The organism is Pseudolactococcus raffinolactis NBRC 100932, assembly GCF_001591765.1.
Classification (GTDB): Bacteria; Bacillota; Bacilli; order Lactobacillales; family Streptococcaceae; genus Pseudolactococcus; species Pseudolactococcus raffinolactis.
The window spans coordinates 1-15,692 of record NZ_BCVN01000038.1; the positions used below are offsets into that span (position 1 = coordinate 1).

Annotated in this window: 20 protein-coding genes; 3 read left to right on the forward strand and 17 right to left on the reverse strand. The window is 31.6% G+C overall.

The features are described from left to right. From LRA01S_RS08980 to LRA01S_RS09055, 16 genes are all read right to left on the reverse strand, one after another. Positions 1-1,475 (reverse strand): hypothetical protein (locus tag LRA01S_RS08980; protein WP_156470235.1); only part of this gene is annotated, 1,475 nt, incomplete at its 3' end. A 4-nt stretch (positions 1,476-1,479) separates the two neighbouring features. Next, positions 1,480-1,854, reverse strand: a complete 375-nt coding sequence (locus LRA01S_RS08985) for a hypothetical protein (RefSeq protein ID WP_031367045.1) — start codon at positions 1,852-1,854, stop codon at positions 1,480-1,482. Between the two features lies 1 nt (position 1,855). After that, positions 1,856-2,086 carry a hypothetical protein gene (locus LRA01S_RS08990; protein ID WP_061775292.1) on the reverse strand — a complete coding sequence of 77 codons (231 nt, stop codon included), beginning with the start codon at positions 2,084-2,086 and terminating at the stop codon, positions 1,856-1,858. Between the two features lies 1 nt (position 2,087). Further along, positions 2,088-3,056 carry a conjugal transfer protein gene (locus tag LRA01S_RS08995; protein ID WP_061775293.1) on the reverse strand — a complete coding sequence of 323 codons (969 nt, stop codon included), beginning with the start codon at positions 3,054-3,056 and terminating at the stop codon, positions 2,088-2,090. Between the two features lie 26 nt (positions 3,057-3,082). Next, positions 3,083-3,304, reverse strand: a complete 222-nt coding sequence (locus LRA01S_RS09000; protein WP_061775294.1) for a hypothetical protein — start codon at positions 3,302-3,304, stop codon at positions 3,083-3,085. Positions 3,305-3,385: 81 nt separating this feature from the next. Further along, the gene (locus LRA01S_RS09005; protein ID WP_061775295.1) at positions 3,386-3,883 is read right to left on the reverse strand and encodes a hypothetical protein; all 498 of its coding nucleotides are present in this window, start codon (positions 3,881-3,883) and stop codon (positions 3,386-3,388) included. Between the two features lie 45 nt (positions 3,884-3,928). Next, a complete protein-coding gene (locus LRA01S_RS09010; RefSeq protein WP_003139569.1) occupies positions 3,929-4,213 on the reverse strand; it encodes a hypothetical protein in 285 nt (94 codons plus the stop codon). A 74-nt stretch (positions 4,214-4,287) separates the two neighbouring features. Then, a complete protein-coding gene (locus LRA01S_RS09015; RefSeq protein ID WP_061775296.1) occupies positions 4,288-4,611 on the reverse strand; it encodes a hypothetical protein in 324 nt (107 codons plus the stop codon). Then, positions 4,604-5,866 carry a replication initiation factor domain-containing protein gene (locus LRA01S_RS09020; protein ID WP_061775297.1) on the reverse strand — a complete coding sequence of 421 codons (1,263 nt, stop codon included), beginning with the start codon at positions 5,864-5,866 and terminating at the stop codon, positions 4,604-4,606. Before LRA01S_RS09020 ends, LRA01S_RS09015 begins: the two co-directional genes overlap by 8 nt. Further along, a complete protein-coding gene (locus tag LRA01S_RS09025; RefSeq protein ID WP_061775298.1) occupies positions 5,844-6,044 on the reverse strand; it encodes a hypothetical protein in 201 nt (66 codons plus the stop codon). Before LRA01S_RS09025 ends, LRA01S_RS09020 begins: the two co-directional genes overlap by 23 nt. Positions 6,045-6,348: 304 nt before the next feature. Further along, entirely contained in the window at positions 6,349-7,938 is a 1,590-nt protein-coding gene (locus LRA01S_RS09030) for an FtsK/SpoIIIE domain-containing protein (protein ID WP_061775299.1), read from the reverse strand. A 27-nt stretch (positions 7,939-7,965) separates the two neighbouring features. Continuing rightward, complete coding sequence (locus LRA01S_RS09035; RefSeq protein ID WP_061775300.1) at positions 7,966-8,496, reverse strand: DUF961 family protein; 531 nt, start codon at positions 8,494-8,496, stop codon at positions 7,966-7,968. Further along, positions 8,496-8,807, reverse strand: a complete 312-nt coding sequence (locus LRA01S_RS09040) for a hypothetical protein (RefSeq protein WP_061775301.1) — start codon at positions 8,805-8,807, stop codon at positions 8,496-8,498. The genes LRA01S_RS09035 and LRA01S_RS09040 overlap by 1 nt, the downstream gene beginning before the upstream one ends. A gap of 123 nt (positions 8,808-8,930) precedes the next feature. Beyond that, positions 8,931-9,179, reverse strand: a complete 249-nt coding sequence (locus LRA01S_RS09045; RefSeq protein ID WP_061775302.1) for a hypothetical protein — start codon at positions 9,177-9,179, stop codon at positions 8,931-8,933. A 415-nt stretch (positions 9,180-9,594) separates the two neighbouring features. After that, on the reverse strand, positions 9,595-9,939 hold the full coding sequence (locus LRA01S_RS09050) for a type II toxin-antitoxin system PemK/MazF family toxin (RefSeq protein WP_061775303.1): 345 nt from the start codon (positions 9,937-9,939) through the stop codon (positions 9,595-9,597). Then, positions 9,932-10,240: a type II toxin-antitoxin system RelB/DinJ family antitoxin gene (locus tag LRA01S_RS09055; RefSeq protein ID WP_031367058.1), complete on the reverse strand. Its 309-nt coding sequence runs from the start codon at positions 10,238-10,240 to the stop codon at positions 9,932-9,934. The genes LRA01S_RS09050 and LRA01S_RS09055 overlap by 8 nt, the downstream gene beginning before the upstream one ends. Before the next feature lie 1,029 nt (positions 10,241-11,269). On the opposite strand from LRA01S_RS09055, the gene LRA01S_RS09060 reads away from it, so the two are divergent. After that, the gene (locus tag LRA01S_RS09060; RefSeq protein ID WP_031367059.1) at positions 11,270-11,611 is read left to right on the forward strand and encodes a helix-turn-helix domain-containing protein; all 342 of its coding nucleotides are present in this window, start codon (positions 11,270-11,272) and stop codon (positions 11,609-11,611) included. Between the two features lie 3 nt (positions 11,612-11,614). Continuing rightward, a complete protein-coding gene (locus tag LRA01S_RS09065) occupies positions 11,615-12,034 on the forward strand; it encodes an ImmA/IrrE family metallo-endopeptidase (RefSeq protein ID WP_061775304.1) in 420 nt (139 codons plus the stop codon). A 626-nt stretch (positions 12,035-12,660) separates the two neighbouring features. On the opposite strand, the gene dcm is transcribed toward LRA01S_RS09065, so the two are convergent. Further along, complete coding sequence (gene dcm / locus LRA01S_RS09070) at positions 12,661-13,923, reverse strand: DNA (cytosine-5-)-methyltransferase (RefSeq protein ID WP_061775305.1); 1,263 nt, start codon at positions 13,921-13,923, stop codon at positions 12,661-12,663. 119 nt (positions 13,924-14,042) lie between these two features. On the opposite strand from dcm, the gene LRA01S_RS09075 reads away from it, so the two are divergent. Beyond that, positions 14,043-15,533, forward strand: a complete 1,491-nt coding sequence (locus tag LRA01S_RS09075; protein ID WP_061775306.1) for a Sau3AI family type II restriction endonuclease — start codon at positions 14,043-14,045, stop codon at positions 15,531-15,533. Positions 15,534-15,692: the final 159 nt, after the last annotated feature.

Sequence of the window (15,692 nt, forward strand, 5' to 3'; positions counted from 1 at the left end):
TTCATAACGAACGTTTGCTTAACAAAGAAAGATTTTCCCATGCCCATTTGACCTGTTACTTTTACAAGACCGTCAAAGCTGATTTTACCCTCTACATCTAACTTGTTAGCTTGTAACAAATTATAATAGACAAGATTTCTTGAATTTTGGAGTGCTTCTTTATAGCCGCCAGACCAACGATCATATCTTGAATCCACTCTACCCATATACAAGCCAACATCAGAACCTACTTTTTGACCAGTAAAAAACAGACTTTCCGCAAAACCTGCCATTGTGGTTGTTTGTAAGTATCTGCGTTCATTCTCAAATAAAGGCTCAGTCAATCTATGCTTATAAAAAAGATAAACTTGGTCGTCTTTAGCACGTGCCAATTCAATACCAATTTTTTTGAAATTGCGCATGACGATTTTTATTTTTTCTTGTAAGCGATCATAATCATCATCATAGACAAACATTGATTGAAGATAAGAGATAATTGTTTCGCCACGATTTGATTTTTTTACTAAATCTTCTGAAAGGGCTTCTGCTTGTCCGATTTCATCACGAACAATGCCATTTCTCATAGCAATATCTTCATTTGTTTTTTTATGTTTTTGCTTAGCACGATTGGCACGTTGTTGCATTGAATTAAAGCCATTCTTCTTAGCAAAGATAGCCTTTGTTTGTACCTCTGTATCAAAACCTAGTAATCGCCGTCTTTCGATAAAGTGATTATAAGATAAGTTTGACGGTGGTATGGCAATCGGCAATATAGCTAAGTAAGTTGTTTGCGCACCGTCACTTAAAGTTAAAATACCATAATTTTCAAAACTAACACCAGCACTGCCAAAATTATCAATGTTATTTTCAACTTGAATAATTTCAAGCTCTCTATCTACTGACATACCACGTAAATAGTGATTATTATTGACGAAAATTGTCTGGTCTTGTGTTGGCATATAGCCGTTGAGTGGTAACAGTGTTTGATAAATTTCATGATTGAGTGCTTCAAATCGTTCATACCAATCTTCATCAAAAGTAACATCAGAACCAATTGTTGCCATTACTCTATTTGAAAAATCAGTAATAGCTGTTTTAAGACCGTCTTTAAAATCAAGTGACACATGATTATTTCTAAGCGGTATAGTTAAAAAGAATCTATCCTGAGAAGTTTCGCCAATTTGTTTTTTAAGCTCCTCAGCTTGCCTTTTCATAAGATACAAGCCAACTGGTTTAGTATCTTCTGCTAAGTCCTGCTCCAAAAACGTATAATTATGTGTTGCTTCTGTAGAAAATGGAATCGTTGAGACTTCAAAGCCACCGAAAATTTCTAAATCAGATAAAGTATCAGATACCAATTCCTTAAATTCATTTTTCAGTGTAATATCTACTGTATTAACAATCGTTTCAGGAATTTCGTACATTGCATAGACATCAAGATTTGATCGCAACATCAAATTACCGTGAAAAGCAACAATCCCATTTCTTTTATTCAAATTTCTAACTCCTTATTTTCTTTATAAGATTACCTTGTGATAGGTAATGTGTGTTTTTTCTTCTACCGTAAATCAACCAATACATGATTTTATCAAACAAATATCTATGAAAGAATTTACCATCAATCTTTAAATCAGCCACAGGGTCAGCAAAGTTCCAAGCAATTAAAGCCGAAAATATAAATGCCCAATACACTGAAAAGAAAAACAATACTTTCCAAAAGAAAAGCATTGACAAAGTAAACTCTAAAATCAAATAAAAAGCCCATGATAATTTCTTTTCGCCAACCAAAGGTATTGGTGGTAAATATGAGGGTGCTTCTAATGATAATTGGTATGAAAATGTATCCCTATCAGGGTATCTTTCTTTATCTTCCATATTACAAAGAACCCGAAATACTGTTAATTACTTTACCGATTCCAGAAATCACAGAACTAATCACTACTTTCCATGCTTCAAATGTTGTTGGACTTAGAATACTAGATACTGTAAGTCCTATTAAGCCAGTCATCAATGCGTTTGTCTTATCGCCTTTCGCAAAGGCTTTCAAAGCACCGATACCAGCACCGATTAGAATAAGTAATGCGACAGCGTTTAAAATATTAGTCATTTTATTTTTCCTTTTCTTCTTTAAAATAATCTTGTGAGACACCGTGATTTAATGTTTTGACAAACCAAGTATCCCCATTTTTCTTAATTGACAACTCAAAATTTTCTTTATGAATTGAATTGAGACTGTCTTTGAAAGAGACTGTCACAACAGCAGTTGTTGTACCAGAAGCACCTTTAGCATAATAAGTGTAAAGTAACTTATCAAACTTATAGCCTTTAATACCGACAATATCAGCACTCATAGTAGCAAGTGTTTTATCATCAGTTGTATAAGCCGTGAAAAAGGCTTCTAAGAACGTGCCAAACTTTTTAACTTCACTTTCTGTATAGTCTTGTGTTTGTTTTGTCAGACCTTGTTTTTTAACATTATTACCTTGTAACTCGCTTAGGGCAGTCACGAAAGGTGTATCTGACACATAAAATCTGTCAGCTTTACTAGCAAACGGAATGTTAAATTCTACAGACCTATCAAGAAATTTACTGTTTTTATCTTCTGAATTTTCTTTTACTTGGTAATTGACAACATATGTAGCTAAATTGTTTTCAATTTTAAGCAAAGTACTTGATACTAATTTCATATCACTTTTATTTTCAGGTAGATAAGTCATATTGACATTATCGCCAAAATAATCAGTTAGATTTTTTAAATAGTCGCCATTATTTTGAGACGAGTAGTTAAAATAACTTCTAATAAAGCTAGTCATATAGACATTAACTTTATTGTCTGTTTCGCTTAACAAGCGCTTATCAGCAACAACTGAGACAGTTGGTTTAGACAATGCTTTTGACCGTGACAGAATGGATAAAGTTGTTGCGCCAACTGACAAGCTCAATAATAAGCCAATTGTGCCATAGACAAGGACTTTACTTTTGAAAGTACCAGAACCTTTAAGTGTGAATTTTTTCTTGGGCTTATTGATGAAAGTAACAGTTTTCTTATTTTTCTTATCATCTTTAGGTGCAAACAATTCATCTTTCTTAGTTCTGAGTTTTTTCAGTAAACCTTTGTTTTTTTCTCAGGCACTTTTTCAGGATCGTTTTGTTTTTCATCATACCGTGCAATGAGTTGTTTAGCTTCTGATAAAGTAAATAAATCATCAGGTTTGACCTCACCAAACTCTAACTCTTTAGCAACTATAATTAAATCACTTACTCTTATTTTCATTTCATGCGCAATATCACTTAATTCATAGTAGAGTTCTTCTTGTTCACTCAATTTTTTTACTCCTTTTCATATAACAAACCTTTCTGTTTTGCTATTATAAGAACGCAAATTTTGACATTTGCGCCCCTTAATTTAAAAAAGACCTAAGTCTTTTACATACATATCAATTTGTGACTGGTATTCTGTTTCAGAATAAGTCTCAAAGTTACCGTAACCATTGAAACCGATATAATCATCATTCCAGCCTTTGATATTACCAAAATAAACTGCACGTGCGACATCATAAATTGACATACCAGTTTCTTCAAAAAATTCTTCTGTAAATTCGTAAATCTCTAAGTCAATTTCATAATATCCAGTTGACTCAATTTCACGTAATTTATCAATTAAAGATGAAACATCATATTCTCCACTCCATAGACCAGAAACATTCTCTATATCAAATACACCAAGTTCTAACTCAGGCTGTCCGTTAGGATTGTATTTATCTAAATACTCATCTTCAATTTTTTCATAACTAGAATAAATAAGCTCCTCAACAGTAAACCACCGACCTTTTGAAAAATTGTCAGGATAACTACCGATGAAGAATTTATCATCTTCAATCATTTCATAAACATTAATTTGCATTTTGTCCTCTTTCTATTGATTAAAATATTACCACCCACATTCAGATTAACTCGCTACATCATTTGCCTTACGTGCAAAAGCATAGGTACGTTGACTGAATTTTTTGTGTTGTTCATTAAGAGAATAATAGGACTTGATAACACCCTCCAAAGCGCTGTATTCAGCCCCATTTAAATTCTCAGCTTGTTCTTTCAAAATACTATTTAGCTGTCCTGCAATCGTCCACGCTTCATCAAAATTGTGTTTTTCTACCAGCTCCCCTAAAGTACTAATCAACTGTTTCGTTTTTTTAGGGTCAATTTTTGGATATTCTTGTGTTGCGTTTGCCATAGGTTATACCTCTTTCATTTTCTTAAAAGTTAGTTTTTTTTAAAAGTTCAATACCCACCCAATCATTATTTTAATCATTCTTGATAGAGTAATTTGTCATATTCAATGTTTAACCTTTTGAGTTCTTGCAGTTTTTGCGCATTAGTCCAACCATAATAGAGATGTCTGTAATCAAATTTTCTTCTGTCATGTCGCAAATAATTATAATCACACAAAATATCAATTTTGATACGCATGATTTGACACGCTTCTGAGTTGATATTTTTCATCATGATTTTTTTTTTGGCTTCATAACTGCCACGAAATTTTTGAGTGCTGCTTTTTAAAGCAGCTTCAATCAATCGCCTTTCACGTGCTTCATTGATTTTTTCAATTTCAGAAAATGTTAAATCAGTCATATTCAAGTTCTATCATTTCATGGAAGTTGTCATAAAATGCCCTTTCCTTTTTCTGTTTAACAATAGAATCTACTAAATTCTGATTTTTTTCATCAAGTTCTTTTTCGTGAAATAAGTCCATTGTCTTTTGAGAACCAGTCAATCTATCAATCTCCATGTTTCTTTTCAAAGAAGCAAAAACAGATGAATCAAGCCATTTTAATGTTCGGTCATAACTGACTTCCCTAGGTTTATTGACAAAGCCATAACTTTTATCTGAACCAAAAACATCTAACCATTCAATATCCCAATTACCTTTATCGTCCTTAATATCCAAGTAATGAGAGATAATTTGACCTGCTAAATTTTGTAGTGGAATATCGTTATACCAGAAATCAAAAATGACTTGTGTCGCTTTATCCCCAAATAACCTTATTTCATAACGGTTTTTATAACCGTATAATTCATGAATTTCATCAAGATATAAATCACGTACCATTGATTGTTCTTTATCTTTTTCATAGAAATTGATATAGATTGACTTACTTTTACGTGAACCAAAATATAAAGATAAGCCAGTAGAGATAAACTCGCCGTCTCGGTATAAGAAACTTTCATTTGACGAAAATTGTCTGAAAGGTGTTTGAATTTGACCCGCCAACATTTTGTCATAAAGTTTACGTAAATCATAGTTTCCTTTTTTAGAGTACATTTCATCAGTCGCTAAATCAAGACGAGTGAATTTTAAGTAATCATCTAAATCTTCAAAATTAGATACTTTTTTTTGTTCCATAGAAAAAAAGAAACAATCTTGAAAAAATTGTTTCCATGTTCTATTTTGGTCTTTAAGTTCCTGTTCAAACTCACGACAACCACCACCATTAAACTCAACAAGTGTACCCATATCAATATTTTCACTATGACGTAAAATTCGTATACTGCCATAAGACATACTCATGTTGTAGTTGTGCATACTTGATACATCAATATTGAATAAGTTACTATCCATGAGGAGTAAATCTTCAATCACTTCAAACCACTTCAAAGTTTTAAGTCTAATTCTTAGATAGTCAACACTTGTTTCTAGCTCATATTTTGAATTGTAACTCAGATAATCAAGGAGAACTTGCTTCTTTTTAGGGATTAATGTTTTTTTACCAGAAAGCACATTAGAAATAAATACTTGTGAAACACCAACTATCTTACCGACATCTTTTTGAGATAAAAGGTAGTTTTTCATAATACCTTTTAAATCAAAACTTTCGTCTATCGTCATGAACCAGATACTCCTTTTTAGTAATTTCTGTCATCTGATAGCGTGCTAATGAGAAATCATTACCACAATAATGTGTGCTAATGTCACTTTCAACTTCCATTAGGCTATTAGCGCCAATCACGTATGATTCATCAAAAACGCTATTTTCGCCTTTTACAACAACCGCATAATATTTCATATTTAAATCTCTTTTCTAATCTTTTCTTGATTTCCATATAACCAATCAAGCTTACCTAGAAGCCTTTAAATAAAGAGTTTATTAAGTTGGTTATATTGTTACACCCCGTATTACAATTCGGGGTGTAAGCTGTTTTGCCTATGCCCTTGCGGGCATAGGCAAAGGTCTTGTAACTGCGTAACAAGACCGTAAAAACCGCACTCAATACGCTTCCGCCTTACGGCTCCGCTTTTCGCCACGTCTTTTACGGTCTCGTTCCACAGACAAGTCCACCGCTCTAAGGTTCTCGTTTTTGATTCTTTCCTCATAATATAGCTTCACTAATAGCTACTTGGTAAGTTTTACCACTCGATTTATAGCTAATTGCCCTTTCAAACATAATTAAATCAGACATACTAAATGTTTTATCAAATTCTTGACCAGCCGTTTCAAACTCAGACTTATACTTTTTGAAAACTCGATAATCAAGTTTCAATTCATCTGATAGTTCTTTAGCCGTATAAGTTTTAATCACAACATCTTGTTTATCAAATTCTAAACCAAGCCTTTCTAAAGTTTCAAACTCATCATAAAATGAAAATTCTTTAGAGTCAGGCAATTCAGGAGAGAAAAACTCTCTAGCAGGACTACCAAATACACCATAATAACCACGACCATAGACACGTTCGCCATTAATTTGTTCAATATACTTGAAGTATTTATTTTTGTTTTCTTCCCCAAAAATAACCTCATATGAGAATTGAGACAAACGGCCAACTGAAATACGTGTCATGATATTATCTTTAAATGTGGACGGTAAATCATCAGCTTTTACATTCTGAGTTGAGATAATCGCAAAGAAGCCCGCTTGACGACCTTTCAGGATAATCTGTTTTAAAGCTCCCATAGCCTGCTCAGCTTCTAACATCATTTCTCTATCTTCTGACATCATAGCACGTAAAGAGGGAAACTCATCAATGATTAAAAAAGCAGGTTTCAATTCATATTCTTGAAAATTGCCTAGCTCTTTTTGATTTTTTTCTTTTTGAAGTTGACGCATTGTCGCATAACGAATTTCCATGTTTTCTTTAAACTCAATAATTTTATTAATCATATCAGCTACTTCAAAAACCACCCTATCCTGTAGGACTGGTAATTCAGCTAAAGAAACAAAATCAGCTTGTTTAGGGTCTAATATCTCGACAAGACCCTCTCTAAGCAGTCCATTTAAAATAGAGCGTAAGAGAACCGTTTTACCACCACCAGTACCACCAGCAATTAACAGATGAGGGTTATGCACAAAGTCCCAAAAGACATCTTCCATAAGGATAAGTCCTTTATCAACCACACGTACATCTTTAGCTGAGATGCGACCTAAGATAGTGTCCGCAGAATAAACATAGCTAATATAGCCTTTTTCATCTATTCTACCCATCATATCTGCAGAGTACATCACTTCTAAAGCGCCACCAATATTTAAAAACTTATCCTGAAATTGTCGACCCTCTAACTGAAAAGTGACCACAATGGTGTACTTATTTTGTTTGAGGTAAACATTAGGTAGTTTGATTTTATCGGGTTTATCTTTACGTTTTATAGGATAATAAATTTTATTTTCTAACAAATGACGATATAATAATCTTCTATTTCCTAGTTTTTTAAAAAACCAAAATTTGATATGAAGCAACCGATACAAAATAAAAGTACCAATAAAACTTATCAGAACTACAAAAAGAAAGTAAACAAGCAAGAAATATAAATTTGAACTCAGTTGTGAAAATAAAAGATAAGTCAAAAGACCAAATAAAAGTAAAAAAGGCAAAAGTAAAATAGTAACTGTCATTCTTGATACTATTTTTTCTTTTTTACCTATTTTTATACCTCTAAAGTAGAAAATCTGTTTTAACAACTTCATTTAACACCACTTTCTAAAAATCAAAACTTATTTCTTTTGATTTTCTTCTTTTGGTTTTGGTGGTTGTGGTGCAGGAGTAGTAGACTGATTAGATACTTTTTCTAACCCCTCAGCTGAAACCGTGAAAAAGTAGTCAGCTACTGTTTCTTGGCGAGTTCGACCATTTGCGGTAGTTACATCAACACGTTTTGTGCCAGTTTGTAATCGAGCAACAACTTTACCAGTCAGACGTACATTATCATTCATATTAAATTTACTGTCGTCAAAGTCTACTGGTACACGAATATCCATATTGTCTTTTTGGACTTCTGAATAAACCTGCACATACAAATGTTCAATTTCATGTGTGTTTTCAACTTTTTGTAAGTTTTTATCAGGTTGTTCTTTATCCAGTTCGGCTTGACTGTCATAGATTGCACCTGTTTCAGTATCTTCATAATTAAACCGTTCAGAAGCAATCGTATCAAGATAAATCAAATCGCCATAGGTTTCTTTAACATCAACAGAATACCCTTTATTAAAGGTATCAAGACCGTATTTTTTCTTTGCTTTTGCCATTATTTCATCTCCTCTACACTATCCGCAAAAATCACAGCGGAATCTTTTACTCCAGCAATACCCTCATCAAACATAAAGCCACCAAGTTTAGGCTTAATGATTTTTACCTGTACTCGACTGTTAGGCACAAAACCTTTATTAGCAGGTACAACCACACGGAAATTAGGCTCATTTAAACCACTAGCACTGTAAACTAACAAGTCAGGTTGTGTCATAGTTTTTTTGACTTTAGTCGGGTTAGGATTGACCCAAATTTTTTTATCCTCGATAATTTCTTCCAGTTTTACTGAAAGTGTTTTTAATGCAGACATATGTTATCTCCTAAATTTAATACTTGTAATCAAAAATAAAAGAACTTGAAGCACAGCCATTTGATTAATTTATCTTCACGACACGCAGTTTAATGACTTGCTTAGGTCAATATCGTCAAAATTTTACTTATTCTCGTCCTCCCATTGTTTTACCCAAGAACTAAAAATATGGTTGAATATAAATGAAAACTCATCTTCTTTGATAGGTTCAGGTTTAAAGCCATTTATTTTTTTAACCAAATTATCTATTTCTTGCCAGCGTCTTTTTTTCTCAGCTTCACGAAAAACAGACCTCATACCGTCTTTTAATTCATCAGCACTAAGTGCTTCAATCTCTTTTCTAGTCATGTTTTCAATTTTTTTATTCTTCATCGACAACCATTTTATATATATCTAACCTCTCGTAATTTTTATTTTATGTAGCTTTCAGGGATTGAACCTGTTACACGTTGAACCAAAAACACACTAGATATTTTAAACGTATAATCTTACCATTAAGAAAGCCACTAAAAAACAAGATACTCAATACCTTGTTTTACAATCTCAGTTAATTCAATTATCAGACAGTACATAAGGCTCTGTCCTAGCTTTGACTGATATATTCAGCCATTAATCTTAGTTTTATATAGCTAAACAGTTTATGACATGTTCAGGTCAAAATCGAAAAAATAATATTTTGTAACCAACCAAAACAGTTTCACATTTTCTATACCTCCACAGGTTAATACAGTTTCATGACTTGCTTAGGTCAAACAAAAAAAGACTAGATTTCTCTAGTCAAAACAGCTTATTTAATACCTGTCAAAAAATCTATAAACCTTGCTTCATCTTGTGAAGATAGGTAGCCTACAAAATTTATCACAACATATTCTTCCTCAACTTGCCTAATTTTAAATGTATCAATCCAAGACGGTTTATTCAAGCCAGAATAAGCCCAATCTTTTATCTCAAAATACTTAGATTGATAGTAATCAGACTTTGAACTAAATTGACTTGTAATATTGTAATAACTAATAATCTCGTTATCGTATTTCAAAACAAAAGCAGGTCTGGTTTTTGAACCAAATTCCCTGCCCTCGTCATATGCTAAATTAGCAATCATAATGCTATGCTCTCTGACATCTCTAGTCATTGAAAAACTCCTTTATATCTTCTTTTTTGGATAAGTCTAGTTTTTGAACTTGAGAATTTTTGAAAGCCAAATCAGTAATCTTTTTTCTATTACTTATCCTTTCATCATTAAACCAATCACTAGGATAAGGAGTAGTTGTTTCACTATTTTTAAGAGATAGTGGTACTTCTTGTTCGTAAGCTGTTTTAGTAATAAACATTTTGAGAGCAGTTGAAATATCGAGACCTTGACGTTCGAAAACTTTTTGAGCCATATCTTTTATTTGGTCGTCAACTCTTGTAGAAATTTGTATCGTAGTCATGATATATCCTCCTTAATTAACTCTATTATATCACGAATGAGTGATTTTTGTGAGTAAATGTGTTTATTTGTTTTTAAATTTATCTGTTCTAAACTACTTATAAGGAAAGTTGGGAAAATACTTATAAGCAGTTTACAACAGACAAATATTGTCTATTGTCATTTTCACAGGAAACAAGCATATCTAAGTTGATACTCATTGACAACTATTTTCTTTATCACTAAAGAAACAAACATACCGAAGTTGGTACTCATTGATAATTGTTTTCCTGACTTAATAGAAACAAGCACATTCATATCGTATGATGTTCAGCGAGTGCTTTCTATCGGAAAATTAAAAAGTATCAGCATAACTGATATCCTATATTGTATTACATTTATAATCATTGTAATCTCTAGTCTTTCATTTCCAAGACATAGAAAAATTGAACCTACCACCAGTTGTACTTGTATAAAACAAGGTTGAAATATTTTCATAAGTCAACTAACATCTTACCCATACGAAAAACTTTTAGTCATTTTTCGAGCGCCATGCGTTCCTTTGTTAGACAGGTTCACTACATAGACCGAGATTTGATTGTGGCTCACTTATTAAAAGGTCATCGCTCACTAAATCTATGCAATGTTCTGAGGACTCTACAATCCCCTATGGGCTTTTTACGGATCCACCGCCATTATCATTTTGACAATGGCTTTACAATCAGTTATAATAAAAGTGCGAACAATTATTTAAAATGATTTGTAAGTCATTGTCTTAACGATCTGATTTACTTTTCAAAGTTCAATTATTCAAAATTTTCTTTTTTGTATGACTTGATTTATGTTTTGATTCCTATTAGGATAATTAATCAAGACCCGCAAGCTAACTTTGAATAGTGTTCTTGAAGTATTCGGCTATTTATATTATAATAAGTAGCCTTTTGTTTCAAGAGTTGTGTAATTTATTAACTACATTATTATTGTAATCTATTGACTACAATAAGTCAAGGGATATCTTAAAAAAATTTATTTATTTTTCAAGGAGAAAAAAATGTTCTACGAACGCTTGAAATCACTAGCTTTAGAAAAAAATTTATCTTTAAATCAAGTTGAAAAAAATCTGAAGCTATCTAGAAATACATTAGCTAACTACAAAAAGGGACAGACTCCGTCAACAGAAAGAGCTATCTTATTAGCAAATTTTTTTAATGTATCCACAGATTATCTTTTAGGAAATACTGACATAAAAAATCAAAATCAGTTTGACGAAGATTTAGAAAAATCCCTAGACACATTTAAATCATTTGACGGAAAACCAATGTATGATGATGACCGTGAAAAAATACGTGAATTTTTACGCAAAAGAATGGAAGATAGACTCAAAGATAACTAATATATGCTATCAAAGATTAAGCGACTAATAAAAGAACTTGGAATAGAAATTCAATATATGGATTTTAGTGGTAATGGATATTTTGGTATCGAAAATAACACCGCCATTATCTTTATAAATGAAAGTTTAGACGAAATAGAAACATCACTTACTTTATTGCATGAAACAGCACATTTCCTAAATGGAGATTGTAAAAAATATATCACTAATCATTTCCAAAATGATAATTTAGAGTTTGAAGCAAATAAATACATGATAAGCAAAGTCATGAGAATGCTAGATGATAAATACGACTTCACTCCAGATACGAACTATCAACAAATAATTGATAGCTTGAACCTGCCATATCATCTTGATGGTGTTATCGTTGATGAATTTAACGATATTATATCTGATAAGTTTGGTATGACTCCTTATCAATAGCTAGATTATTTATATGAATAAAGAAAATTCACTTTTGTCAAGTTCTCATTTGAAAAAATTAGCTTGATAAATACACTTAACATTAATTATTTTGATTTTTCAAAGAATGGAGCTAACAAAATTTGATTTCTATAGTTTAATGATTATTCGTATAAATGGCAAATTGTAAAATGAAGTTAGCCACCTGAACGTATAAAAAACACTCTCTTATGATAGATTTGTAATTTAGACGATATTACAATTGATAAATTTTGTATGACTCCTTACCATAAAACAGATTATTTCTATTCAACTAAAAAATGGTGTGAACTTTTAGTACTAATCAGCTGAATCCATATATTTTGACGGAAAAATTCACACCATTCAGTTGAAACTAATTGAAATCAGTTGAAACGATTAATATTAGAATCTCAATAAAAACATGAGATTAAAGCTTTTTGAAATTTATATGGGTGAGTGTTTTTGAAAGAATTTATTGATACTTAGTACCATTTATTTTAAACTATGGAACTCTGAAAATGTTAACTTAATATATCCTGATTATAAAAAAATTAATGGTGATACTTATACTTATGTCAAATAAAAATCAATCCCAAGCTCAGGATTGATTTTCTTTACTATAAATATTATTCAATATGTTTTATAAAAAATCCAATTTCTTTCACAATATCAGTTACTAAAGCATTACCCATAAAAAATAAACGCATTCTATCAGAAACTTCAGTTACTTCTTCTGTTGATAATTTCTTTTTACTCGTCCAATCATCTGGAAAATCTTGTAATCTTTCAGCTTCTATTGGTGTAATTAAACGATACCGATTATTTCTAAATAGCAAATGAGTCGATCTATTAACTGACCCTTCCGAAGTTAACATTGTTCTGCCTGGTAAACTCTCATCATCATACGGTGACATACCACCCTCTGAGAAAATATATGAAAACCCATCCGAAGAAGTTCTTTCAATACGCTTTGCACCTCTTAAATACTGAAATTTTTTCAATTTTTCAGTATCAGTGATATAGTATTTTTCATCAACTTCTTCTTCACTTTGTAGTATATCGCCTAATGTTAAACTTTTTCCTTTATAATTTGGCACAGTTTCGATTGTATAATACTTTCCATGGCGCATAATACCAGTATTCCAAACTGTTCCTGTAAAATTATCAGAGACTGCAACTATATCATCATCTAATTCGTAGTATGCTCTACGTTTTTTTACTATCTCAGTGGTCACTGGAAACTGAGTAGCAAAAAGTCCGTCAGAAAAGATATAATCATCATATTTTTCCTCTACAATATCATTTCCTAATTCAAATTTTTTATCAATTCTTTTAGCAAATTTTAAATCATTCCTATAGACAAAAAAGTAAACTCGACGACGACGTTGACTACGACCATATTCGGCAGCATTTATGACACGCCATTCAACTGAGTAACCTAGATTATTAAATGCTGTAAGCATGATAGCAAAATCACGCCCACGTTGCTTTGATGGTGCTTTTAAAAGTCTGTCAACATTTTCCAAAATAAGATATTTAGGTTTAATAATACGTGTTGCACGTATTATCTCCCAGAATAAAACACCCTTTTTCCCCTCTATACCCTGTTCATTCTTTTTACTACGAGCAACTGAATAATCTTGACAAGGAAAACCACCAACAATCATATCAGCATCCATTGAAGCGAATTTCTCATCTGTGATGTCTACAATACTATCATTAATATTATCACTATTTGGAAAATGATAATCATAAACTTGAAAAGCATCCTGTGACTTACGTGATGGTTCCCATTGATTCGCCCATTTTGTTTCAAAAAACTTTTTATCTACATTTTCAAGGCCTACTCTAAACCCACCGACACCTGCAAATAACTCTAGCACTTTCATATTTTCACCTGTATTTCTTTGATTATTCTATTATATACTATTATTTCAAATCGATCAACTATTAAATTTGATATAATAGAATCAAATATTTAAATATCTTATTTAATTGGAGATACCAAATGAAAAATCCATTATTCGATTATGATGATAGTAATTTAAACAGTATAATAGATTACTCTGATAACTTATTAAATCAAAAATTTTCAACTATTCTTGAAGTTTATGAAGCATCGCCTTATAAAACATATGAGGACTTTCAATCAGAAACACTTTCAGTTTTTAAAAACAAAAAGATTAGCATGAAATCTAAAGGACAATATGGCAATAACATCGAAAAATATTTTTATGGTTATTTGCAAAATAGTGATTCAAATGCTGATTTTAGTAAAGTAGGTGTCGAGTTAAAAGTGACACCATTTAAAATAAATAAAAATGGGACCATGAGTGCTAAAGAGCGTTTAGTATTGACAATCATAAACTACATGCAAGAAAATCTAGATGATTTTTATTCAACACATTTATGGAAAAAATGTGCTAAGATGTTAATTTTATTTTATAATGGCCTAATTCCAAATCAAGAATTAAAAGATTACATCATTGAAAAAGTATTTCTTTTTGAATGGTTTGAAGAAGATATGGAAGTTATACTAGATGATTACAGAAGAATAGCTAGTAAAATAAAAAGTGGGAAAGCACATGAACTTTCAGAATCAGATGGGAATTACCTTTCAACATGTACTAAAGGGGCAGGTAAAGGAAAAGATTTTCGTGAACAACCTTTTAATAGTACACCTGCAAAACAAAGAGCATGGGAATTAAAATCTAGTTATATGACATATTTGATCAGAAATAAAATTTTTGGTCAAGAAGAGCAAGAAAGTATTTCTTCAACATTTAATAGTAGAAGAGCGCCCTTTACTAGTATAATAGCTGAAAAGATATTAAAATATAAAAACCAATCAGATTCTGAACTTTATCAACTATTTGACATCAATCCCAAGGCAAAAGGTAGAAACAATACCCTCATCAGAAAAATTTTAGGTCTAACTGGTGATATTGATAAAACACAAGAATTTCAAAAAGCGAATATGAATTTACGAGTTATTAGAGTCAATAAAAATGGATTGCCTATAGAAGACTCACCATTTAAAACCTATAAATTTAAAGAGTTAATTGAGAATGAAAATTGGGAAGAATCTCATCCATATCAAGAGATTTGTGACAAGCGTTTTTTATTTGTTATCTTTAAAGAAACAAATCCCAAAGTATACAAACTGGATTCTATTAAATATTGGGGATTCCCAGACCGTCAGATTGATGAAGTTAAACGAGTTTGGCAAGAAACGAGACAAATTATTCAAAATGGTGTTGTACTGACTAAAATAAATAATAGAGTACATACAAATTTTCCAACAAGCGCTAAAAATAATATTATATTTACAAAAATCCATGCGACCAACTCCTATTATGAAATTTCACCTGATTACTTTATAGGTAAAGGAAAACTAACTGATACAGACGAGTTACCTGATGGTAGAAGAATCACCAAACATTCTTTTTGGATGCCCAAAAAGTTCCTGAAAGAAGTTTTTGAAGGTAAATGGGATTAGTATTGACTAAACGTACTAACTGTTAAACATTTGAATACAAAATAAAGCCCACTAATTTTTTCTTACTGATAGACTATAGGGCACCTCTAATAACTACCAATTAATTCACCTCTAAATGAAATTAGAAAAAAACACAGAAAGCTAAGCATAGTCTACTGT